Source organism: Pseudomonas sp. AKS31 (assembly GCF_023634765.1).
In the GTDB taxonomy this organism is placed as follows: Bacteria; Pseudomonadota; Gammaproteobacteria; order Pseudomonadales; family Pseudomonadaceae; genus Aquipseudomonas.
Genome location: NZ_JAMLFX010000013.1, coordinates 79,576 through 101,141, shown reverse-complemented (window position 1 = coordinate 101,141; position 21,566 = coordinate 79,576). Strand labels below are relative to the sequence as shown.

General features: G+C 59.9%; 23 protein-coding genes. 9 read left to right on the top strand and 14 right to left on the bottom strand.

Going from position 1 to position 21,566, the window contains the following annotated elements:
• Positions 1-38: 38 nt before the first annotated feature.
• From M9827_RS23720 to xerD, 3 genes are all read right to left on the bottom strand, one after another.
• Complete coding sequence (locus M9827_RS23720; protein WP_250607430.1) at positions 39-1,343, bottom strand: homoserine dehydrogenase; 1,305 nt, start codon at positions 1,341-1,343, stop codon at positions 39-41.
• Positions 1,344-1,473: 130 nt separating this feature from the next.
• Positions 1,474-2,205 (bottom strand): bifunctional protein-disulfide isomerase/oxidoreductase DsbC, encoded by a 732-nt coding sequence (dsbC, locus tag M9827_RS23715; protein WP_007908974.1) that lies wholly within the window; start codon positions 2,203-2,205, stop codon positions 1,474-1,476.
• 240 nt (positions 2,206-2,445) lie between these two features.
• Complete coding sequence (gene xerD, locus M9827_RS23710) at positions 2,446-3,342, bottom strand: site-specific tyrosine recombinase XerD (RefSeq protein ID WP_250607428.1); 897 nt, start codon at positions 3,340-3,342, stop codon at positions 2,446-2,448.
• 108 nt (positions 3,343-3,450) lie between these two features.
• Between xerD and M9827_RS23705 the strand changes: the two genes are divergently transcribed.
• Positions 3,451-5,259 (top strand): cation:proton antiporter, encoded by a 1,809-nt coding sequence (locus M9827_RS23705; RefSeq protein ID WP_250607426.1) that lies wholly within the window; start codon positions 3,451-3,453, stop codon positions 5,257-5,259.
• A gap of 32 nt (positions 5,260-5,291) precedes the next feature.
• On the opposite strand, the gene M9827_RS23700 is transcribed toward M9827_RS23705, so the two are convergent.
• The 6 genes from M9827_RS23700 to ffh all read right to left on the bottom strand — a co-directional run bounded on the left by M9827_RS23700 (position 5,292) and on the right by ffh (position 9,480).
• Positions 5,292-5,705, bottom strand: a complete 414-nt coding sequence (locus tag M9827_RS23700; protein WP_093436815.1) for an acyl-CoA thioesterase — start codon at positions 5,703-5,705, stop codon at positions 5,292-5,294.
• A 142-nt stretch (positions 5,706-5,847) separates the two neighbouring features.
• On the bottom strand, positions 5,848-6,198 hold the full coding sequence (rplS, locus tag M9827_RS23695) for a 50S ribosomal protein L19 (protein WP_003175895.1): 351 nt from the start codon (positions 6,196-6,198) through the stop codon (positions 5,848-5,850).
• 45 nt (positions 6,199-6,243) lie between these two features.
• The gene (trmD, locus tag M9827_RS23690) at positions 6,244-6,996 is read right to left on the bottom strand and encodes a tRNA (guanosine(37)-N1)-methyltransferase TrmD (protein WP_008081628.1); all 753 of its coding nucleotides are present in this window, start codon (positions 6,994-6,996) and stop codon (positions 6,244-6,246) included.
• Between the two features lie 2 nt (positions 6,997-6,998).
• Complete coding sequence (gene rimM / locus M9827_RS23685) at positions 6,999-7,535, bottom strand: ribosome maturation factor RimM (RefSeq protein ID WP_085688896.1); 537 nt, start codon at positions 7,533-7,535, stop codon at positions 6,999-7,001.
• Between the two features lie 5 nt (positions 7,536-7,540).
• Positions 7,541-7,792, bottom strand: coding sequence for a 30S ribosomal protein S16 (gene rpsP / locus M9827_RS23680; protein WP_003198088.1), 252 nt, complete (start codon positions 7,790-7,792; stop codon positions 7,541-7,543).
• Positions 7,793-8,103: 311 nt separating this feature from the next.
• A complete protein-coding gene (gene ffh / locus M9827_RS23675; RefSeq protein ID WP_093436823.1) occupies positions 8,104-9,480 on the bottom strand; it encodes a signal recognition particle protein in 1,377 nt (458 codons plus the stop codon).
• Positions 9,481-9,690: 210 nt separating this feature from the next.
• On the opposite strand from ffh, the gene M9827_RS23670 reads away from it, so the two are divergent.
• The 3 genes from M9827_RS23670 to M9827_RS23660 all read left to right on the top strand — a co-directional run bounded on the left by M9827_RS23670 (position 9,691) and on the right by M9827_RS23660 (position 13,392).
• Positions 9,691-10,503 (top strand): cytochrome C assembly family protein, encoded by an 813-nt coding sequence (locus tag M9827_RS23670; protein ID WP_250607423.1) that lies wholly within the window; start codon positions 9,691-9,693, stop codon positions 10,501-10,503.
• A gap of 12 nt (positions 10,504-10,515) precedes the next feature.
• A complete protein-coding gene (locus M9827_RS23665) occupies positions 10,516-11,757 on the top strand; it encodes a transporter associated domain-containing protein (RefSeq protein ID WP_250607421.1) in 1,242 nt (413 codons plus the stop codon).
• 318 nt (positions 11,758-12,075) lie between these two features.
• The gene (locus tag M9827_RS23660; protein ID WP_250607419.1) at positions 12,076-13,392 is read left to right on the top strand and encodes an MFS transporter; all 1,317 of its coding nucleotides are present in this window, start codon (positions 12,076-12,078) and stop codon (positions 13,390-13,392) included.
• Between the two features lie 114 nt (positions 13,393-13,506).
• Here M9827_RS23660 and purT read toward each other — a convergent pair whose 3' ends face one another.
• The 5 genes from purT to M9827_RS23635 all read right to left on the bottom strand — a co-directional run bounded on the left by purT (position 13,507) and on the right by M9827_RS23635 (position 16,971).
• The gene (gene purT, locus M9827_RS23655; protein ID WP_003221968.1) at positions 13,507-14,688 is read right to left on the bottom strand and encodes a formate-dependent phosphoribosylglycinamide formyltransferase; all 1,182 of its coding nucleotides are present in this window, start codon (positions 14,686-14,688) and stop codon (positions 13,507-13,509) included.
• A gap of 100 nt (positions 14,689-14,788) precedes the next feature.
• The gene (locus M9827_RS23650) at positions 14,789-15,256 is read right to left on the bottom strand and encodes a VUT family protein (RefSeq protein ID WP_095050338.1); all 468 of its coding nucleotides are present in this window, start codon (positions 15,254-15,256) and stop codon (positions 14,789-14,791) included.
• A 322-nt stretch (positions 15,257-15,578) separates the two neighbouring features.
• The gene (locus M9827_RS23645; RefSeq protein WP_250607417.1) at positions 15,579-15,788 is read right to left on the bottom strand and encodes a DUF1289 domain-containing protein; all 210 of its coding nucleotides are present in this window, start codon (positions 15,786-15,788) and stop codon (positions 15,579-15,581) included.
• The gene (locus M9827_RS23640) at positions 15,785-16,309 is read right to left on the bottom strand and encodes a gamma carbonic anhydrase family protein (protein WP_095138284.1); all 525 of its coding nucleotides are present in this window, start codon (positions 16,307-16,309) and stop codon (positions 15,785-15,787) included. Before M9827_RS23640 ends, M9827_RS23645 begins: the two co-directional genes overlap by 4 nt.
• Positions 16,310-16,371: 62 nt before the next feature.
• A complete protein-coding gene (locus tag M9827_RS23635) occupies positions 16,372-16,971 on the bottom strand; it encodes a CoA pyrophosphatase (protein WP_250607415.1) in 600 nt (199 codons plus the stop codon).
• A gap of 147 nt (positions 16,972-17,118) precedes the next feature.
• Here M9827_RS23635 and M9827_RS23630 point away from each other — a divergent pair, with 147 nt between their 5' ends.
• The 5 genes from M9827_RS23630 (at position 17,119) to M9827_RS23610 (ending at position 21,468) form a co-directional block, all read left to right on the top strand.
• The gene (locus tag M9827_RS23630) at positions 17,119-17,670 is read left to right on the top strand and encodes an NUDIX hydrolase (protein WP_250607413.1); all 552 of its coding nucleotides are present in this window, start codon (positions 17,119-17,121) and stop codon (positions 17,668-17,670) included.
• A 113-nt stretch (positions 17,671-17,783) separates the two neighbouring features.
• Positions 17,784-18,299, top strand: a complete 516-nt coding sequence (locus tag M9827_RS23625) for a L,D-transpeptidase family protein (RefSeq protein WP_123451918.1) — start codon at positions 17,784-17,786, stop codon at positions 18,297-18,299.
• Positions 18,300-18,586: 287 nt separating this feature from the next.
• Complete coding sequence (locus tag M9827_RS23620; RefSeq protein WP_093436861.1) at positions 18,587-19,318, top strand: GntR family transcriptional regulator; 732 nt, start codon at positions 18,587-18,589, stop codon at positions 19,316-19,318.
• A 40-nt stretch (positions 19,319-19,358) separates the two neighbouring features.
• Positions 19,359-20,465 (top strand): N-acetylglucosamine-6-phosphate deacetylase, encoded by a 1,107-nt coding sequence (gene nagA / locus M9827_RS23615; RefSeq protein WP_250607411.1) that lies wholly within the window; start codon positions 19,359-19,361, stop codon positions 20,463-20,465.
• Complete coding sequence (locus M9827_RS23610) at positions 20,446-21,468, top strand: SIS domain-containing protein (protein WP_250607409.1); 1,023 nt, start codon at positions 20,446-20,448, stop codon at positions 21,466-21,468. Before nagA ends, M9827_RS23610 begins: the two co-directional genes overlap by 20 nt.
• Positions 21,469-21,566: the final 98 nt, after the last annotated feature.

Genomic DNA, 21,566 nt, shown 5'->3' with positions numbered 1-21,566 from the left:
CTTGCAGCTTGAAGCTCGAAGCTTGCAGCTGCTTCTGTTTAGTTCAGGTGCTCGACGCGGATCCGTACAACCGGACCATTCACGCCGGCCAGCGCTTCGAGGGCAGCGATGGCATCGTTGATTCGCTGCTCGACCACGCGGTGGGTCAGCAGGATCATCGGCACCAGACCGTCTTGCTCTTCGACTTCCTTCTGCATGATCGACTCGATGTTGATGCCGCGCTCCGAGAGGATGCTCGCCACCTGAGCGAGTACGCCCGGATGGTCCTTGGCCTGAATGCGCAGGTAGTAAGCGCTTTCGCAGGCTTCGATCGGCAGGATCGGATGGGCCGACAGCGAATCCGGCTGGAAGGCCAGGTGCGGTACACGGTTTTCCGGATCGGAAGTCATGGCGCGAACCACGTCGACCAGATCGGCGATGACCGACGAAGCGGTCGGCTCCATGCCAGCGCCAGCGCCGTAGAACAGCGTCGAACCGGCGGCGTCACCGTTGACCATCACCGCGTTCATCACGCCGTTGACGTTGGCGATCAGACGATCGGCCGGGATCAGCGTCGGGTGCACGCGCAACTCGATGCCGGCGGCAGTGCTGCGCGCCACGCCCAGGTGCTTGATGCGGTAGCCCAGCGCTTCGGCGTAGTTGACGTCGGCGGTGGTCAGCTTGGTGATGCCCTCGGTATAAGCCTTGTCGAATTGCAGCGGAATGCCGAACGCAATGGAGGCCAGAATCGTCAGCTTGTGCGCGGCGTCGATGCCTTCAACGTCGAAGGTCGGATCAGCTTCGGCGTAACCCAGTGCCTGGGCTTCGGCCAGCACGTCTTCAAAGGTACGGCCCTTCTCGCGCATTTCGGTGAGGATGAAGTTGCCGGTGCCGTTGATGATGCCGGCGACCCAGTTGATGCGGTTGGCGGACAGGCCTTCACGGATCGCCTTGATCACCGGAATGCCACCGGCCACCGCTGCTTCGAACGCCACGATCACGCCTTTTTCGCGGGCCTTGGCGAAAATTTCATTACCGTGAACGGCAATCAGAGCCTTGTTCGCGGTGACCACATGCTTGCCATTCTCGATGGCCTTGAGTACCAGCTCGCGGGCAACGGTGTAGCCGCCCATCAGCTCTATAACGATGTCGATCTCAGGGTTCGTGGCCACTTCGAAGACATCGTTGGTAATCGCAATACCGGTCGTCTGGAACTGAGGCTTTGGCGTGCGCATGGCAATTTGTGCCACTTCGATTCCACGCCCGGCACGACGAGCAATTTCCTCGGCGTTGCGCTGAAGTACGTTGAAGGTACCGCCACCGACGGTCCCTAACCCACAGATGCCTACTTTGACCGGATTCACTGTGAACTCCCCATAAAACGGCCGACGCGGGGTCGGCCGGAAAACAACCGCGTGCTCGCGGCTCTCTATTGATGGCCCGGCGATGCGGCTGCCGGACCACGATCGTCACGGCTGACCGTGACGATGCGAATCACTTCGCGCCCAGCGCCAGTTTGGCGACTTGTGGCGCAGGCTGGTAGCCCGGAATCACTTGTCCGTCGGCCAAAACGATGGCCGGTGTACCGTTTACGCCGATCGACTGCCCCAGGGCGAACTGTTTGGAAACCGGGTTATCGCACTTGGCGGCCTTGATTTCCTTGCCATCGACCATTTTGTCCATGGCGGCTTTCTTGTCTTTCGAGCACCACACGGCTTGCAGTTGCTCATCTCCCGGCGAGTTCAGACCCTGGCGCGGGAATGCGACATAACGCACTTCGATGCCGCGCTTGTTCAGCTCAGGCACTTCGGCGTGCAGCTTGTGGCAGTACGGGCAAGTGGTGTCGGTGAACACGGTGATGTGCGATTTGGTTTCGCCCACGGCCGGGTAGACCACGGTTTCGGCCACCGGGATGGCATTGATCAGTTTGGAGATGCCCAGGCGTTCGGTCTTCTCGGTCAGGTTGACCGGTTTGCCGTCCTTGAGCTGGAACAGGTAACCCTGAACGATGTACTGGCCGTCGGCGCTGGCATAAAGCACGCGACTGCCCTTGAGCTTGACTTCGTACATGCCTGGCAACGGGCTGGCGCTGATGCTTTCTACCGGAACCTCGAGTTCGAGTTTTTCCAGGCTTTGACGAATGGCTTTGTCGGCCGCGTCATCGGCGACGGCAAAGGTGCTGACCAACGCAATGGCTGCGGCGGCGAAAATCTGGGTCAGACGCATGAGAACTCCTGAAGGCGGACAAATGGAACGATCAGAACGCCCGTGCCGGAACACCGGGTCATAACCGTCCATCGTGCAAACCGGCAAAGCCTAACACATAAGGCCACGGTGGCCGAATGCGCCTGTCGCCATAGATCACACCGCTTTATGTAGGAGCAGCCGAAGGCTGCGATCTTTTGATTTTGTTTTTAAGATCAAAAGATCGCAGCCTTCGGCAGCTCCTACAGGGGGAGTATGGAGTTAACCTCTCGGGTGATGTTTGGCGTGCAGATCCTGCAATCGGGCGCGGGCGACGTGGGTGTAGATCTGCGTAGTGGAAAGGTCGCTGTGCCCGAGCAACATCTGCACCACGCGCAAATCCGCGCCGTGGTTGAGCAAGTGCGTGGCAAACGCATGGCGCAAGGTGTGCGGCGACAGCGACTTGCCGATCCCGGCAACCTTGGCCTGATGCTTGATCCGGTGCCAGAAGGTCTGGCGAGTCATCTGCTCGCCGCGCTGGCTGGGGAACAGCACATCACTGGGGCGGCCACCGAGCAATTCGCTTCGGCCGTCACGCATATAACGCTCGACCCAAACGATCGCCTCTTCGCCCATCGGCACCAGCCGTTCCTTGCTGCCCTTGCCCATCACCCTCAACACGCCTTGGCGCAGGTTGACCTGCTCCAGCGTCAGGCTGACCAGTTCGGTCACCCGCAACCCGCAGGCGTACAGCACCTCAAGCATGGCGCGGTCGCGCTGGCCGATGGCTTCGCTCAGATCGGGTGCCTTGAGCAGCGCCTCGACATCGGCTTCCGACAGGGACTTGGGCAGTGGCCGCCCCAATTGCGGCATGTCGACGCGCAATGTCGGATCGAGGCTGATCAGCTTTTCCCGCAGCAAATAGCGATAAAACCCACGCACACCGGAGAGAAATCTCGCCGTGGAACGCGGTTTGTAGTTCTGCTCCAGACGCCAGGCCAAATGATCGAGGATCAGTTCACGACCGGCATTGATCAGTTCGAGGTTTTTCTCCTGCAACCAGCCATTGAACAGCGCCAGATCGCTGCGATAAGCACCGCGGGTGTTATCGGACAGGCCTTTCTCCAGCCATAAAGCGTCGAGGAATTGGTCAATCAGCGGATGGTCGATGGCAGGCATGGGCGCTCAAGTCACACAGCCTCAAGGACTGTGCGCAAATGTAGAGTGAACTGTAGGAATGGGCGCTAGTCTTTCATAGCCCGCTAATTCAAGGAACAGGGAGCATCAATGAACGAGCAGCAAATTCTCATGGCATTTGGCGGGATCGGCGCGGCAGCACTGGGTTGCCAATGGCTGGCCTGGCGCCTGAAGCTGCCGGCGATTCTGTTTCTGTTGTTGACGGGCATTCTGGTCGGCCCGGTACTGGGCTGGCTCGACCCACAAGAGATGTTCGGGCCGCTGCTGATGCCACTGGTGTCGCTGGCCGTCGCGCTGATTCTGTTCGAGGGCAGCCTGACTCTGCATCTGTCGGAGTGGAAGGAGATCGGCAGCGTCGTTCATCGTCTGGTGACCATCGGCGCGATCTCGACCTGGATTGTCATCGCGGTCGCCACGCATTTTCTGCTCGGCTTCGACTGGATGCTGGCCATCCTGTTCGGCAGCCTGACACTGGTCACCGGCCCGACGGTGATCGTGCCGATGCTGCGCGTGGTGCGCCCGAAAGCCTCGATCGCCAATATTCTGCGCTGGGAAGGCATCGTCATTGACCCGATCGGCGCCCTCCTCGCCGTGGTGGTCTACAGCTTCATCATTGCCAGCGCTGAAGGGCATGGGCTCAAGCAGAGTTTGTTCACCTTTGGCGGCGTGATTCTCTGCGGCGCAGTGTTCGGCATTGTCGGTGGCTGGCTGCTCGGCACGGTGATCCGCCGGCAATGGCTGCCGGAGTATCTGCATAACCTCGCCTCGCTGGCGGCGGTGCTGGGGATTTTCATTGCCGCCAACGAAGTGATGCATGAGTCCGGCCTGCTGGCGGTGACGCTAATGGGCATGTGGTTGGCGAACATGAAGGGCGTGGATGTGCGGCACATCCTGCACTTCAAGGAGAACCTCAGCGTGCTGTTGATTTCCGGGCTGTTCATTCTGTTGGCAGCGCGGCTGGATCTGTACGCGCTGATCGGTCTGGGGCCGCTGGTGCTGATTCTGCTGTTGGTGATTCAGTTGGTCGCCCGGCCGCTAAACGTACTGCTCAGTACGGCGGGGTCCAGTCTGAGTTGGCGTGAGCGCGCATTGCTGTGCTGGATCGCGCCACGCGGGATTGTCGCGGCGGCAGTGTCGGCGATTTTCGCGATTCGCCTGCATGAGGCCGGGCACGAGGGTGCATTGCTGCTGGTGCCGCTGACGTTTGCGGTGATCATCGGCACCGTTGTCCTGCAAAGTGCGACTGCGCGACCGCTGGCACGACTGCTCAAGGTCGCGGAGCCGGCGCCGAGCGGCTTCCTGATCGTCGGTGCCAACGGTCCGGCCCGGGAACTGGGCAAGTCGTTGCAGCAACTCGGGAGTCGGGTGCTGCTGACCGATTCGAGTTGGGAAAACATTCGCGCCGCACGCATGGAAGGCTTGCCGACCTACTTCGGCAATCCGGCCTCACAGCATGCTGACGCACATCTGGATCTGGTCGGGTTGGGGCATCTTTTGGCGCTGTCACCGTCGGGTGAACTGAATACCTTGGCGGCGATGCGTTTTCGTCATGACTTCGGCCATCAGCGTCTGTTTGGGTTGGCCAGCGGTCAGGAAAGCCGTCGCAGTGACAAGCACCGCGCCAGCCTTGAGCATCGCGGCAATCAGTTGGGCAGCGAGGCGTTTACCTACGCGAAACTGGCCAGCCAGATGGGCCAGGGTGCCGAACTGTACAGCACGACGCTGACGGATGGCTTTGGCTGGGAGGATTACCGCGCGCTGCATGGTAATCGTGCGACCTTGCTATTCATGCGTGATGACAGTGGCTGGGTGCATGTGGTGACGCCGGAGACTACGGTGAAGCCGGGATCCGGGTGGACAGTGCTGGCTCTGATTCAGCCTGAGAGCAGCGGCGTCTGACCTGCTCGCGAAGGGCGCGACGCGGTCTCGGATCAGGCCGCAAACCCGGGCAGCACCGGCACCGGCCGCTTGTCATCATCAATGGCGACAAAACTGAATTGCCCGTGGATCGCCTTCTCGCGGCCATCACAGCTCATGCTCTCGACAAACACTTCCACTTCGACCTTGAGGCTGGTGTTGCCCACCTTGATCACCTTCCCGACCAGCTCGACGATGGAACCGGCCGGGATCGCGTGATTGAAGTCGATGCGGTCGGTGGACACGGTCACCAGTGGCAATCGGCAGAAGCGCGTAGCGGTGATGAACGAGACTTCGTCCATCCACGCCAGCGCAGTGCCGCCGAACAAGGTGTTGTGGTGGTTGGTGGTCGGCGGGAAGACAGCCTTGGTCACGCGGGTCACCGAGAGTTCGGTGCGGCGCTGGATTTCCTGGTCGCGGGGGGTCATATCGGACAGCTCGTAAACAGTGGGTTGCGCATCGAAAGCAAGATCAAAAGATCGCAGCCTTCGGCAGCTCCTGCAAAAGGGGGAATTTCGGGCAACAAAAAAGCAGCCCGTAGGCTGCTTTTTTCTGCATCGGAAGCTGGACTTAAGCCAGTTTTTCCTTGATGCGAGCTGCTTTACCCGACAGGTCGCGCAGGTAGTACAGCTTGGCTTTACGTACGTCACCGCGACGTTTAACAGCCATGCTGTCGATCTGCGGGGAGTAGGTCTGGAAAGTACGTTCTACGCCAACACCGTTGGAGATTTTACGAACGGTGAACGCACTGTTCACGCCGCGGTTACGCTTGGCGATTACAACGCCTTCGAACGCTTGCAGACGGGAACGATCGCCTTCCTTCACTTTCACCTGAACGACAATAGTGTCGCCTGGGGCGAAGGTAGGGATTTCTTTGGTCATCTGCTCTGCTTCGAGTGCAAGGATGATTTTGTTGGTCATGCTGTGCTCCTAAGGTAAATCGTTCGATCTACCATCGATACGTTGTTAACTATCGTCCCGCTCGCGGATGTATTCCTCGAGCAGCTTCTTCTCTTCTCCAGAAAGCGAGCGGCTTTCCAGAAGATCGGCGCGTCGTTCAAAGGTCCTACCAAGGGACTGCTGTAAACGCCAACGCCGGATATGCGCGTGATTGCCACTCAGCAACACGTCGGGAACACGCTGATCCGCATACACCTCAGGTCGGGTGTAGTGCGGGCAATCCAGCAGACCATCCGTAAAGGAATCTTCCTCAGCGGAATCCGCATGCCCTAAAGCTCCAGGCAGCAGTCGTGTAACCGCATCGATCAGGACCATGGCCGGCAGCTCGCCGCCAGACAGTACATAGTCGCCAATCGACCACTCTTCATCGACATGAGCCTCAATAAAGCGCTCGTCAATGCCTTCATAGCGGCCGGCAATCAGGATCAATGCATCCGATTGTGCCAGCTCGCGTACCGCCGACTGAGTCAGTTGACGGCCTTGGGGGGACAGGTAAATCACCTTCGCCGCCTCCCCGGCTGCTGCCTTGGCCTGAACCAGAGCATCTTCCAGGGGTTTGATCTTCATCACCATGCCCGGACCACCGCCAAACGGGCGATCGTCCACAGTGTGATGCCGATCCGTCGTGTAATCTCGCGGATTCCAACAGGTCAGCTGCAAGAGCCCCTGTTTGACCGCACGACTGGTGATGCCGTAGTCGCCGATCGCGGAAAACATCTCGGGAAACAAACTGATCACTTCTACGCGCAAATTAGCCACGTTTAGAAGTCCGCGTCCCAATCCACCTTCATCTCGCCCGCGGCCAGGTCGACGGCCAACACGCATTGCTCCGTATAGGGCAACAGGCGTTCGCGATCATCCAGGCTGCCAGCGCAAGGCTTGACGACCATTACATCATTGGCGCCGGTTTCCAGAAGATGATCGATTTTCCCGAGCAATTGCCCAAGGGTGTCGATGACCTTCAGACCTTCCAGCTGGTACCAGTAGTACTCGCCTTCGGTCAATTCAGCGAACAGATTGCGCGGCACGCAGATCTCGTAACCGGCCAGAAGACGAGCTTCTTCACGATCATCAAGACCCTTGAGCTTTGCGACCAGGAACTTGTCGCTCCCGCGTCCACTGACCAGCTCGACCTGTTTCACATTGCCTTCGCGCTTGAGCGTCCAGGTTTTGTACTGCAACAGGTTTTCAGTCGGATCAGTAAAGGAATAAACCTTCACTTCGCCGCGAACGCCATGAACAGAATAAATTTTGCCAATAACGATCAAATCATCGGCAACAGCAGGCGTCGCGTTCATATTGCTCAGGCCGCAGCCTTGGCAGATTCCTTCAACAACTGAGCAACGCGCTCAGAAGGCTGTGCACCAACGCTCAGCCAGTAGGCTACGCGCTCTTGGTTCACGGACAGACGAACTTCCTGACCACGGGCAACAGGGTTGAAGAAACCAACCTGTTCTTTGTGGGAGCCGTCACGCGGGTTACGCGAGTCGGTTACGGTCAGGTGGTAAAACGGGCGCTTTTTGGAGCCGCCAAGGGCAAGACGGATTGTTAGCATGTGAACATCGTTCCTGTAGTCGGTGCTGCAAATCTAAATGCACAGCGGGCATGGGTGCCCGAAAGGCCGCATATTCTAAGGAATATCCGGACTTTTGCAAATGACTTTTTCCGGCGCCTATGGCATGCCGTGCGGATTTGCATATAGAGCCGTCGATGAAAACGGCCAGTCAGCTCCCGCCGAGTGCGGGTTTGCTGTTGATCCTGCGTCCTTGCAGGGTCTGCGCCGGTGCGACGACCGGCGAAGTCTTGGTGTTTTGTCTCACCCGTTTCGCTCACTTTTGGCGAGCAGAATGGGTGAGACGGGACACCTTACATTTTCGGCATGCCGCCGCCGGGCAACATACCGCCCATGCCGCGCATCATTTTCGCCATTCCGCCCTTGGCGGAGAATTTCTTCATCATCTTCTGCATCTGCTTGTGCTGCTTGATCAAGCGACCGATGTCCTGCACCTGAGTACCGGAACCCATGGCGATCCGACGCTTGCGCGAACCGCTGATCAGCTCAGGGTCACGGCGCTCGGCCGGGGTCATGGAATTGATGATGGCTTCCATCTGCTTGAATTGCTTCTCTGCGGCGTTCTGGGCATTGCCCATCTGCGACAGGTTGACGCCACCGATGCTCGGCAGTTTGTCCATGAGCCCGCCGAGGCCGCCCATGTTCTTCATTTGTTGCAGCTGATCGCGGAAGTCTTCGAGGTCGAAGCCCTTGCCTTTCTTCAACTTCTTGGCCAGTTTGTCGGCCTTGTCCTTGTCGAGGGTCGCTTCGGCCTGTTCGATCAGACTGAGCACGTCGCCCATGCCGAGGATCCGCGAAGCGATACGCTCAGGGTGGAACGGGTCGAGCGCTTCGCTCTTCTCGCCCATACCGATGAACTTGATCGGCTTGCCGGTGATTGCACGCACCGACAGGGCGGCACCGCCACGGGCGTCGCCGTCGACCTTGGTCAGAATCACACCGGTCAGCGGCAGGGCATCACCGAAGGCCTTGGCCGTGTTGGCGGCGTCCTGACCGGTCATGGCGTCGACCACGAACAGGGTTTCGACCGGGTTGATCGCGGCGTGCAGCGCCTTGATCTCGCCCATCATCTCTTCGTCGATGTGCAGACGACCGGCGGTGTCGACGATGACCACGTCGATGAATTTCAGTTTGGCTTCTTTAATAGCCGCGGTGGCGATGTCGACCGGCTTCTGGCTCAGGTCGGACGGGAAGAACGTCACGCCGATGTCGCTGGCCAGGGTTTCCAGCTGCTTGATCGCCGCAGGACGGTAAACGTCCGCCGATACGACCATGACCGACTTCTTCTTGCGCTCCTTAAGGAAGCGCGCCAGTTTGCCAGCGGTGGTGGTTTTACCCGCACCTTGCAGACCAGCCATCAGAATCACGGCAGGCGGCACAGCGCTCAGGTTTAAATCTTCGTTGGCGGCGCCCATCAGGCTTTCGAGTTCGGCCTGGACGATCTTCACGAACGCCTGGCCCGGCGTCAGGCTGCGCGACACCTCGGTGCCGACAGCGCGCTCCTTGACCGAATTGACGAAGTCCTTGACCACCGGCAGGGCGACGTCGGCTTCGAGCAACGCCATGCGCACTTCACGCAGGGTGTCTTTGATGTTGTCCTCGGTCAGCTTCGCCTTGCCGGTGACATGGCGCAGCGTCTGCGAGAGACGGTCGGTTAAGTTTTCAAACATTGCGCGATCCTTTCAGGCCCTGTGTAGACCGGGATAATGGCGGCCCAGACCGGAATCAACATGTGCTCGGCGAGCCTGCGGCGTGGGCAGGTCGCGGATTATAGCGAAGACTGCGGCCGGCGGACACCTCGCTGTCAGCTTCCTGAGTCTTTCGTGCCATGGCGGTTCTATGCCAAACTCAGCGTCTTTCGGGCCTGCCTAACAGGATTTATGCTCCCCTTGTCACCCAGTTTATTGACCACCCTCGCCGCCGCCCTTCTGTATGCCGCTGCGACCCTGTATCAGAGCACTCGACTGGCCACTGGCGCCAAGGCGAACAAGCGCCTGTTGGTTAGCCTCGGCGTCCTAGCCGTCGTGGCCCACAGCGCTAGCCTGCTCACTCATCTACTGACCCCGATCGGCCTGGGCCTGGACTTCTTCAGCGCCTCGAGCCTGATTGCTGCGGCAGTGATCGCGCTGACACTGATTGCCTGCTCGCGAATCCCGGTGGAAAACCTGCTGGTGCTGCTATTTCCGCTGGGCGCGATCACCGTGCTGCTGGCGCAGTTCGCGCCGACCGGCACCGTGCAGATCATCGACGAAGAGCCGGGCATCCTCGCGCACATTCTGTTGTCGATCCTCGCCTACGGCATGTTCACCATCGCGGTGTTCCAGGCCTTGTTGCTGCTGGTGCAAGACCACCAACTCAAACACAAGCACCCGTCCGGGCTGATCAAGAATTTCCCGCCACTGCAAACCATGGAAAGCCTGCTGTTCGGCTTTCTCTGGGCCGGCTGGACGCTGCTGTCGCTGTCGCTGATCTCCGGCTGGCTGTTCGTCGAGAACCTGTTCGCCCAGCATCTGGTGCACAAAACCCTGCTGGCGTGCCTGGCCTGGATCGTCTTCAGCGTGCTGTTGTGGGGCCGCAATCGTCTCGGCTGGCGCGGTCACAAGGCGATTCGCTGGACCCTCGCCGGTTTCTGCCTGCTGATGTTGGCGTACTTCGGCAGCAAACTGGTTCGCGAATACATCCTGCACATCTGACGGGCGGCATAAATGGACGGTTTGCCCCTAGGGCCGATGCTTGCGGTGTTTGTCCTGCTGATTTTATGGTCAGGGATGTTTACCGCCGTCGAAATCGCACAACAGCACCTGCTCGCACAACGCACAGCCTCACGCGCCAGCGATAAACCGCTGGCGAAGCTGAGCTTCCCGCTCGACAGCCTGATCCTCTGCAATACCCTGTGCCGCGCGCTGGCCGTGGTAATTGCGACGCTGCTGGCGATTTTCCTCTGCGAAGAAAACGGCCCTTGGGCTGCGTGCCTCGGTGCCGGCGCCGTCCTGCTGGTGTTTGCCGATTACTTCCCGCGCACGGTTGCCCAGCGCTACCCCGATGCGGTGCTGGCGTTTGGCAATACCTTGCTGGCCGTGCCGCTGAAGATTGTTTATCCGCTGGCGTGGCTTTTCAGCCGTACCAGCGGTTTGCTGATGACCCCGTTTGCGCGCAAGGTTCAGGTCGTGCAGCAAAGCGAAGATGACTCGCCTGCCGACCGTTATGACGATCCAGAACATCCGGTCCGGGCACACCCGGTTTCGGGCATTCATGCACTGGACAACATCACGGTCAACGACATCCTGGTGCCGCGCAGTGACGTCGACGGTATCAACCTCGACGACTCGATCGAAGAAATCATCGAACAACTGCGGCATAACAAGCGCACGCGCCTGCCGATGTTCCATAGCGACATCAATCAGGTTGAAGCGGTACTCAATACCCGCCAGATCCGGCATCTGCTGAACAACGGTGATCTGACTCGCGAAGCGCTGCTGGCCGCCAGTTACGAACCGTATTTCGTGCCGGAAAGCACGCCACTGCAACTGCAGTTGCTGAATTTCCACAAGCAGCAGCGGCGCCTGGGCATGGTCGTGGATGAGTACGGCGAAGTGCTCGGCATCGTCACACTGGAAGATATTCTCGAAGAAATCGTCGGCGAGTTTGAAAGCGAGCACAGCCTCGACAACCCGCATATTCATCCGCAGCCGGATGGGCGGATGGTGATCGACGGCACGGCATCGATCCGTGAGCTGAACAAATGCCTGGGCTGGCATTTGCCGAGCGACGGGCCGAAGACGCTGAATGGTCTGGTGACTGAGGCGTTGGAGACGATTCCCGAGAGCGCGGTTTGCTTGAAGATCGGACGTTATCGCCTGGAGATACTCGAGACCGAGGAGAACCGGGTGAGCAAGGTGTTGATCTGGCATACCTCTTCTGCACCTGCTTTGGTGCCTGCCAGATAACAGATCAAAAGATCGCAGCCTTCGGCAGCTCCTACAGGGGAACGCATTCCAAATGCAGGAGCTGCCCAAGGCTCGAGCCGCACTCGGACGATCTTTTGCTCTTGTTCATTCGTTAGCCCCCTTCCTATAATCGAATCAGCTTACCCAAGCTCCCGCCAGACCGCGTGCTTACCCCGCACTAGACCGGTTTCGGCTATTTTCGCTGTACTCCGGCCACTGTTCCTACCTGAAACAGCGACCGCGCCTCATCCCACATCCCTGGGTGCTCGACCATAATAATTCGCTCCAATGGAGCTCATGACTGTCAGGGATCACCGCATGACGACCACTACCGCTTACAGCGCCACCGCGCCTGCCCAGCCGACCAACTCCGCCACCCGCGTGGCCACGGCGAGCTTTATCGGCACCGCGATCGAGTTCTACGATTTCTACGTTTACGCCACCGCCGCCGCGCTGGTGATCGGGCCGGTGTTCTTTCCGCAGACCTCCGGCACCGCGCAAATGCTCTCGGCGTTTCTTACTTTTGGTATCGCCTTTCTGGCCCGTCCGCTGGGTTCGGCGTTGTTCGGCCATTTCGGTGACCGCATCGGGCGCAAATCGACGCTGGTCGCATCCTTGCTGTTGATGGGCGTGTGCACCACGCTGATCGGCGTTCTGCCGGGCTACGACAGTATCGGGGCCTGGGCGCCGATTCTGTTGTGCGTGCTGCGCTTCGGTCAGGGTCTGGGACTGGGCGGCGAATGGGGCGGTGCCGCATTGCTCGCCACGGAAAATGCGCCGAAGGGCAAACGCGCGTGGTTTGGCATGTTTCCCCAGCTCGGGCCTTCGATTGGTTTTCTGGCAGCGAACGGTTTGTTCCTGACCCTGGCCATGACGCTCACTGACGAGCAGTTCCGCAGCTGGGGCTGGCGGATTCCGTTTCTGCTCAGCGCGGCGTTGGTGATGGTCGGCCTGTATGTGCGCCTGAAACTCCATGAAACCCCGGTGTTCGCCAATGCCATCGCCCGTCAGGAACGGGTGAAAGTGCCGCTGGTCGAGCTGTTCAGTCAGTACTGGGCGCCGACATTGCTGGGCGCGGCGGCGATGGTGGTTTGCTATGCGCTGTTCTATATCTCGACGGTGTTCTCCCTGAGTTACGGAGTTTCCACACTGGGCTATAGCCGCGAAACGTTCCTTGGACTGCTGTGTTTTGCCGTGCTGTTCATGGCCGCCGCGACGCCTTTGTCAGCCTGGGCCAGCGACCGTTACGGGCGCAAACCGGTGCTGATCATCGGTGGCGTGCTGGCAATTTTGTCTGGATTTCTGATGGAGCCATTGCTGACTCAGGGTTCGACCTGGGGCGTAGCGCTGTTTCTGTGCATCGAGCTGTTCTTGATGGGCGTGACGTTTGCACCGATGGGCGCGCTGTTGCCTGAGCTGTTTCCGACCCATGTGCGTTATACCGGCGCTTCGGCGGCGTATAACCTGGGCGGGATCGTCGGGGCCTCGGCGGCGCCGTTCTTTGCACAGAAACTGGTGGCGATGGGTGGTTTGAGTTATGTCGGCGGGTATGTATCGGCGGCGGCAGTGCTTAGCCTGATAGCGGTGCTGTGCCTGAAGGAAACGCGTGGCAACGATCTGAATCAGGTTGCCTGACAGATCGCTATCGCGGGCAAGCCCGCTCCCACAGGGTTCTCCGTTGATCGCACATTTTGTGCACAACCAAAAAACCTGTGGGAGCGGGCTTGCCCGCGATAGACGCGCCTCGGTTTACAGCTCTACCACAACAGCCTGAGCAGCGCGGGTCGCCTTGGCTCGCGCAGCCTCGATCGACTCATCCCGCGCCAAGGCCACGCCCATGCGACGCTGACCATTGACCTCTGGCTTGCCGAACAGACGCAGCGCCGTATCCGGCTCGCTCAGCGCGGCGCCGAGGTTGGCGAAGGCAGTCTGGGTCGACTGCCCTTCCACCAGAATCACCGCCGAAGCCGAAGGGCCGAACTGACGGATCAGCGGCACCGGCAGGCCGAGAATGGCGCGTGCGTGCAGCGCAAACTGCGACAGGTCCTGCGAAATCAAGGTCACCAGACCGGTGTCATGCGGACGCGGCGAGACTTCGCTGAACCACACCTGATCACCTTTGATGAACAATTCAACGCCGAACAGACCACGGCCACCCAGCGCTTCGGTTACCGCTTTGGCAACACGCTCGGATTCAGCCAGGGCAATCGGGCTCATGGCCTGCGGCTGCCAGGATTCCTGATAGTCGCCCTTCTCCTGACGGTGACCGACCGGCGCGCAGAACGTGGTGCCACCGATATGGCGCACGGTCAGCAGAGTGATCTCGTAGTCGAAATCGATGAAGCCCTCGATGATCACCCGGCCTTTGCCGGCACGACCGCCCTCTTGCGCGTAATCCCAGGCCTTCTGTACGTCATCGGCGCTGCGCAGCAGGCTCTGGCCTTTGCCCGACGAACTCATTACAGGTTTAACGACGCATGGAAAGCCCAGGTCCTGAACGGCTTTGCTGTAGTCCTCGAAGGTGTCGGCAAAGTGGTACGGCGAGGTCGGCAGGTCCAGTTCTTCAGCGGCGAGACGACGGATGCCTTCGCGGTTCATGGTCAGTTGCGCCGCGCGCGCGGTCGGGATCACGGTGAAGCCTTCGGCTTCCAGTTCGACCAGGGTGGCGGTGGCGATGGCTTCGATTTCCGGCACGATGAAGTGCGGCTTCTCGGCTTCGATCACGGCACGCAGAGCGGCGCCGTCGAGCATGTTGATCACGTGGCTGCGGTGCGCGACCTGCATGGCCGGCGCGTTGGCGTAACGGTCGACGGCAATCACTTCAACGCCCAGGCGTTGCAGCTCGATCACCACTTCCTTGCCCAACTCACCACAGCCACACAGCAATACGCGGGTCGCGGTCGGCGACAATGGAGTTCCGATACGGGTCATCTCAGGTCCTCAAAGAAGCGGATCATCGAGGAAAGCAACGCCAGACGCGCTTTCCATGGGGAGAAAGCGCGGCATTTTACATGAACCTGAGGGTTTGGCTTCAGCCGGCGACGGCCTGTTTACGCTCGCGCCAGGCCATGATCAGCCAGACGGCAGTGACGCCGGCGAATTTCGAAGCCAGTGCGGTGATGATCACCGGCGGCGTCAGCAGGTCGATCATGCCGAAGAAAATGAAGGTATCAAGGGGAATGCTCAGCGCCGAACTGATCCACAAGCGGTCGCGCAACGGCCGCTTGGTGATGCTGAACACCAGCCAGTCGATGATCTCGGACACCGCGAACGCCGTGGCGCTGGCCAGCGCGATGGACGGATCGGAGGTGACATAAGACAACACCAGCGCCGCCAGCATCGCCACCAGCGCGCCGTGGCCGAAACGGGTTTGCACCATGTCGCGCAACACGAACACCAAGCCGCCCCAGGCCGACCAGATGATGTCCAGGTGTGGCGCGGTGGAGAAGGCGAAGTTGATCAGCACAACGCTGCTGATGTAGGCGATGAGGAAAATCATGGAGGCGACCTGGCAGATTGGCGCACAGGTTACTTGACCGGCAAATCAAGAGCTACCCCCTCACCCCAGCCCTCTCCCCCAAGGGGGCGAGGGGGAAAGGGAGCAGATCTTCGTTGAATCGACTCCCGAGTTCGACTCGATAACGCAGTTCGGTGCAGCTCGAACAATCACTTTCCTTCAGGCGAGGGGGAAAGGGAGCCGATCGGGGGCTTTTCAAACCTGAGTTCGACTCAATAGCTCAGGTCGGCGTATAGCGAAAGGCACCTCGGTCAGTCCCCTCTCCCCCTGGGAGAGGGTTAGGGTGAGGGCCCCCTCAAGCCGATCACGATTTCGAAGGGATCATCCACACCAACCCACTCGCCTTCGCCCGCTCATGACACAACCCCAGCACCACGCGGCGCTCGTCATTGGTCATGCGCCCCCAGCGGGTGATCTCCGCGACCGTACGCTGGCAGCCAGTACAAATGTCAGCCTCATCCAGCGCACAGATATTCACGCACGGCGAAGCGACGGGTCTTTCGGCTGCGCTCATTCTTCTTGCTCAACCAGATCACGGGCATAACGCTGCGAGTTATGCACATAGTGTGCGGCGCTGGCCTCAAGCATCTTCTTCTGCGCCTCGGTCAACTCGCGCACAACTTTGCCAGGCGAGCCCATCACCAGCGAACCGTCGGGAATTTCCTTGCCTTCACCAATCAACGAGTTGGCGCCGATGATGCAGTTCTTGCCGATCTTCGCGCCGTTGAGAATCACCGCGTTGATGCCGATCAGGCTGTAGTCGCCAACGGTGCAGCCGTGGAGCATGGCGTTGTGGCCGATGGTCACGCCGGTACCGATGGTCAGCGGATAGCCCATGTCGGTGTGCATCACCGTGCCGTCCTGGACGTTGCTGTTCTTGCCGATCAGGATCAGTTCGTTGTCGCCGCGCAACACGGCGTTGAACCAGACATTGGCGCCCTCTTCCAGTTTGACCTTGCCCACCAGCACGGCATTGGGCGCGACCCAGCTCTGTGGGTGGGTCTCGACACGGGCGTCGCCCAAGCGGTATTTCATCTTGTTTTCCTCAGGGCTCACGGTGAATGGCCACTCTGCCGATGGCTCAGGTAATGATGCTTTCAAGTATCAAGAAAGGTTTTCGGCGGTTGGTGCAGACTGATCTTGGCGTCATAGAGCAGATTGATCAACTCGACGATCATGATCGCCGTCAGCCCCCAGATCTTATATTCACCAAATCGATAACTCGGTACGTACCAGCTGCGGCCCTGATAGTCGATGCGGTGCGTATGTTCACGAGGGTCTTTGCGGAAGAATTCCAGTGGAACAGTGAACACCGCGGCAATCTCGGCATCGTTGGCCAGATACTCGACAAAGTCGGGGATGACGCCAACATACGGCGTGACCTTGATGCCGTGCAGGGAGATCAGCGGACTGAGCGGGCCGATGACTTCGACCAGTCCCGGCGGCAGGCCGATCTCTTCTTCGGCTTCGCGCAGCGCGGTGAAGATCAGGTCCGGATCTTCCGGATCACGCCGACCACCTGGGAAAGCGACTTCGCCGCCATGGGTCGAGAGCCCGCTGGCGCGCAAGGTCAGGACCAGTTCCGGCTCGTCACTGCGGGTGATCGGCACCAGAACGGCGGCCTCGGGGAAACGTTTATCGGTCTCCAGCGTGCGCGGTGTGTGGTTGCTAACCCTATGCAGTAGCTCGTCCAGCATGAGTGTTCTCGATCTGTGCCTTACTCTGCATCATGCACCAATCGTTGCGAGCGCCCAAGCCCCCGAAACCCGTCGTGTCGCGAAACGACAACTTGCCGACCGGCACCGCTGCACGCCAAGATAGGCGCAGCATTCAGGAAGCCCAGCATGAAATTTTGCAGCCACTGCGGTAACCCGGTCACCCAGCGCATTCCCGAAGGCGATTCGCGGCTGCGATTTGTCTGTGACCGCTGTCAGACCATTCACTATCAAAACCCCAATATCGTTGCCGGTTGCGTACCGACCTGGGGAACAAAAGTGTTGCTCTGCCGCCGCGCCATCGAGCCGCGTCTCGGTTATTGGACCTTGCCCGCCGGTTTCATGGAGAACGGCGAAACCATCGAGCAGGCCGCCGTACGCGAAACCGCCGAAGAAGCCTGCGCCCGGGTGCGCAACCTGAGCATCTACACGCTGATCGACGTGCCGCACATCAGTCAGGTGCACGTGTTCTTCCGCGCCGAGCTGGTGGACCTAGACTTCGCCGCCGGCCCCGAGAGCCTCGAAGTACAACTATTCGACGAAGCCGACATTCCCTGGGACGAGCTGGCTTTCCGCACGGTGGGGCGTACCTTAGAATGCTTCTTCGCTGATCGACGTATCGAGGCGTATCGGGTTCGGTCGGAATCGATTCCGCCGTTGGCGCAGCCGGTGATTATTTAATCAAGACATTGGCGTGATGGCCGACAAAAAGATCGCAGCCTTCGGCAGCTCCTACATGTACACATACATATAAAATGTTGGTTATTTGCGTCACTCCTTGGGGAATCGTTTCAATGCGCTGGTTGCTTGCCCTGTTTTGCCTGTCGTTCGTTACCGTCTCCCAAGCGTCATTCGTGACCACCGTGACGCCGTCGAATACCCCGCTCATCGAGAAAGTCCTGGTGCTCAAAGCGGCTCATCAACTGCAGTTGATCGCCGACGGCAAGCCGTTTAAGACCTATCGCATTTCCTTGGGCAAAGGCGCGAAGAAAGGCCCGAAACTGATAGAGGGCGACAAGCGCACGCCGGAAGGTTTCTATTGGATCGACTGGCGCAAGACCAGCGACAAATTCAATCTGTCGATGCACATTTCCTACCCGAACATCAGCGATTCGGCCCGCGCCCGGCGTGAAGGCGTCGAGCCCGGCGGGATGATCATGATCCACGGCACGCCGGACTCGGAAGAAACCCCGGAAGACCTGTTCCACACCCTCGACTGGACTGACGGCTGCGTCGCCATGCGTAACGTCGACATGCGCGAAGTGTGGAACCTGGTGCCGGACGGCACGATGGTCGAGATCCGCCCTTAACTTCCTCACGACCATTGGTCGGCATTAAAAAATAAATCAAAAAGATCGCAGCCTGCGGCAGCTCCTACAAGGGTGATACCACTCTCAACTGTAGGAGCTGCCGCAGGCTGCGATCTTTTGCTTTTCCTAGCCCACCACTAATACCACTTGAAACCACACCCCCTGAATACCGCCAATTCATTAGACATGGCGCTGTTTCATCGCGTTGACATGGTATTCAAGTGGTATTAATTTCCGCCCCACAAGCGAGCAACAACAATCCTATACTCGCGACGGAAATGCCCTACATGAACGACCTCCATACCCTACGCCCGGACGACTCCCAGCCGACGCCGCTGTACTTGCAGCTGGCGCGCAATCTGGAAGCGGCGATTCATGCCGGGCAGTGGAAGTCCGAACAGGCAATGCCTTCGGAACGCAACCTCAGCGAGCAACTGGGCATCTCCCGGGTGACTGCGCGCAAGGCCCTGGAAGTCCTGCTCGATCAAGGCCTGATCCGTCGTTTGCAAGGTTCCGGCACCTTCATCACACCACGCCTCGAACAACCGCTGTCACGCCTTTCGGGTTTCAGCGAAATGCTCCGCCTCAAGGGTTTCGTACCCAGCTCGCAATGGCTGGAGCGGGAAATCACCCTGCCGACCCACGAAGAACTGATCCGCCTCAGCCTGTCGCCGAACGACAAGGTCGCGCGCATGAAGCGTCTGCGCAAAGCCGATGACACGGTCATGGCCATCGAAATGAGCACCCTGCCCGCCTCGATCATGCCCAAGCCGCAATTGGTCGGTGATTCGCTCTACGAATACCTCGACGGCATCGGCAAACCGATCGTCCGCGCCCTGCAGCACATCCAGGCGATCAACGCCTCGGACGAGTTCGCCGCGCTGGTCGGCATCGCCCCCGGCACCGCGATGCTGCTGATGACCCGGGTCGGCTACCTCGAAGACAACACGCCGATCGAAGTCACCGACACCTATTGCCGCAACGACTACTACGACTTTGTTGCAGAGCTTCGTAGATAAAGAGCTGCGTCGATAAGCGCGGCCACAAGCGAGAACCAAAATGTCCGAAGACAACATCCTTACCGCCAGCGGCTGGATTCGCGGCCGGCTGATCCACGAACACGGCAAAGTCGTGTCGATCGAAGGCGTACCCTGCGATCCGGCCGACAATGACCTGCCGTATCTGCTCCCGGGTTTCATTGACCTGCACGTCCACGGCGGCGGTGGTAAAGACATCATGGAAGGCGCCAGCGCTTTCGAAACCATCACCAGAACCCACGTGCGTTTCGGCACCACCTCGCTGCTGGCCACCACCATGACCGCGCCGAGCGCCGAGATCTCCAGCGTGCTGAAGGAAGTCGGAGAATTCTGCGAACAGCGTCCGCAAGGTGCTGCGCGGGTCCTCGGCGTACACCTCGAAGGCCCGTACATCAACCCGGGAAAACTCGGCGCGCAACCGAACTTCGCCCACACCGCGTTGATGGCCGAAGTCGAAGAATATCTGGCACTGGCGCCGATCCGGGTGATCACCATCGCCCCGGAAATCGCCGGCCACGACGGTTTGATCCGTGAGCTGAGCAGCCGTGGCATCCGCATGCAGATCGGCCACACCCTCGGCAGTTACGAGGAAGGCGTTGCCGCCCTCGATGCCGGCGCGACCAGTTTCACCCATCTCTATAACGCCATGAGCCCGCTGCATCACCGCGAGCCGGGCATCGTCGGCGCCGCGCTGGCCCACGCCAAATTCGCCGAGCTGATCCCGGATTTGCTGCACGTGCATCCCGGCGCGATCCGCGTGGCCCTGCGCTCGATCCCTTGCCTGTATTGCGTCACCGATTCGACCGCCGCTGCCGGCATGCCCGATGGCGAATACAAGCTCGGCAGCCACACCGTGACCAAATGCCTGGGCGGCGTACGCCTGCCGGACGGCACGTTGGCCGGCAGCACGCTGACCATGGATCAGGCCCTGCGCAACCTGGTGAAGATCGGTTTGCCGATCAGCGAGGCCTCGCAACGTCTTTCGCAATTCCCCGCCGACTATCTCGGCATTACTGAACGCGGGCGCCTTGCACCTGGGGCCTGGGCCGACTGCGTGCGGCTGGATCGCTCACTCACACTGACCGCCGTCATGGTCGAAGGAGAAGACATTGACTTCAAAAATGCTTGAGGAGGCGCTGTCCTCGTTCGAGGCCGTGCAAGCCCAACTGCAACAACTCGACCCGGCAATGATCGAGATCGCCGGGCGCCTGCGCCGTCAGCCACCGCAAGTGGCAATGACTGTGGCTCGCGGCAGTTCCGACCATGCGGCGAGCTACTTCGCCTACCTGACCATGCAGCAATTGGGTGTGCCGGTGGCGTCGTTGCCGATGTCGGTGGTGACCATGCAGCAGGCGCCGTTGAAAGTCAGCGGTCAGGTCGCGTTCGCCTTTTCGCAATCGGGGCAGAGCCCGGACCTGGTCAACAGCCTGCGCCTGTTGCGCAAGCGAGGCGCGCTCAGTGTGTCGATGGTCAACGCCGCCGATTCGCCATTGGAAGCCGCGTGTGAGTTCAGCGTGCCACTGCTCGCCGGGACTGAAAGCAGCGTCGCCGCGACCAAGAGTTTTATCGCCACCCTCAGCGCCAGTGCCCGGTTGATTGCGCACTGGAAAGAGGACAGCGAATTGCTCGAGGCTGGCAATGCCCTGCCGGAAGGCCTGCGCGAAGCCGCCAAACAGGACTGGAGCGTGGCCATCGAAGCGCTGCGCGATTGCGAGCGTTTGATGGTCATCGGCAGGGGTGCCGGGTTTGCCATCGCCCAAGAGGCGGCGCTGAAATTCAAGGAAACCTCGGCGATTCAGGCCGAAGCGTTCAGCAGCGCCGAAGTCCGTCACGGCCCGATGGCACTGATCGACGAACACTACCCGCTGCTGGTCTTCGCACCACGCGGCGCCGAGCAGGCAGGTCTGTTGAGTCTCGCGGCGGAAATGCGCCAACGCGGTGCTCGCGTATTACTCGCTGCACCGGACGATGTCAGCGAGCGCGACCTGACCCTGACCCGCGCCGAGCACCCGGCCCTTGATCCGATTCTGGCGATCCAGAGCTTCTACGTGATGGCCGCAGGTCTGGCCGTGGCCCGTGGCATGGACCCGGATCAGCCACGTCACCTGAGCAAAGTGACCCGCACGCATTAATTGAAGAAAACCTGTAGGAGCTGCCGAAGGCTGCGATCTTTTGATTTTGATTCACAAAAAACAAGATCAAAAGATCGCAGCCTTCGGCAGCTCCTACA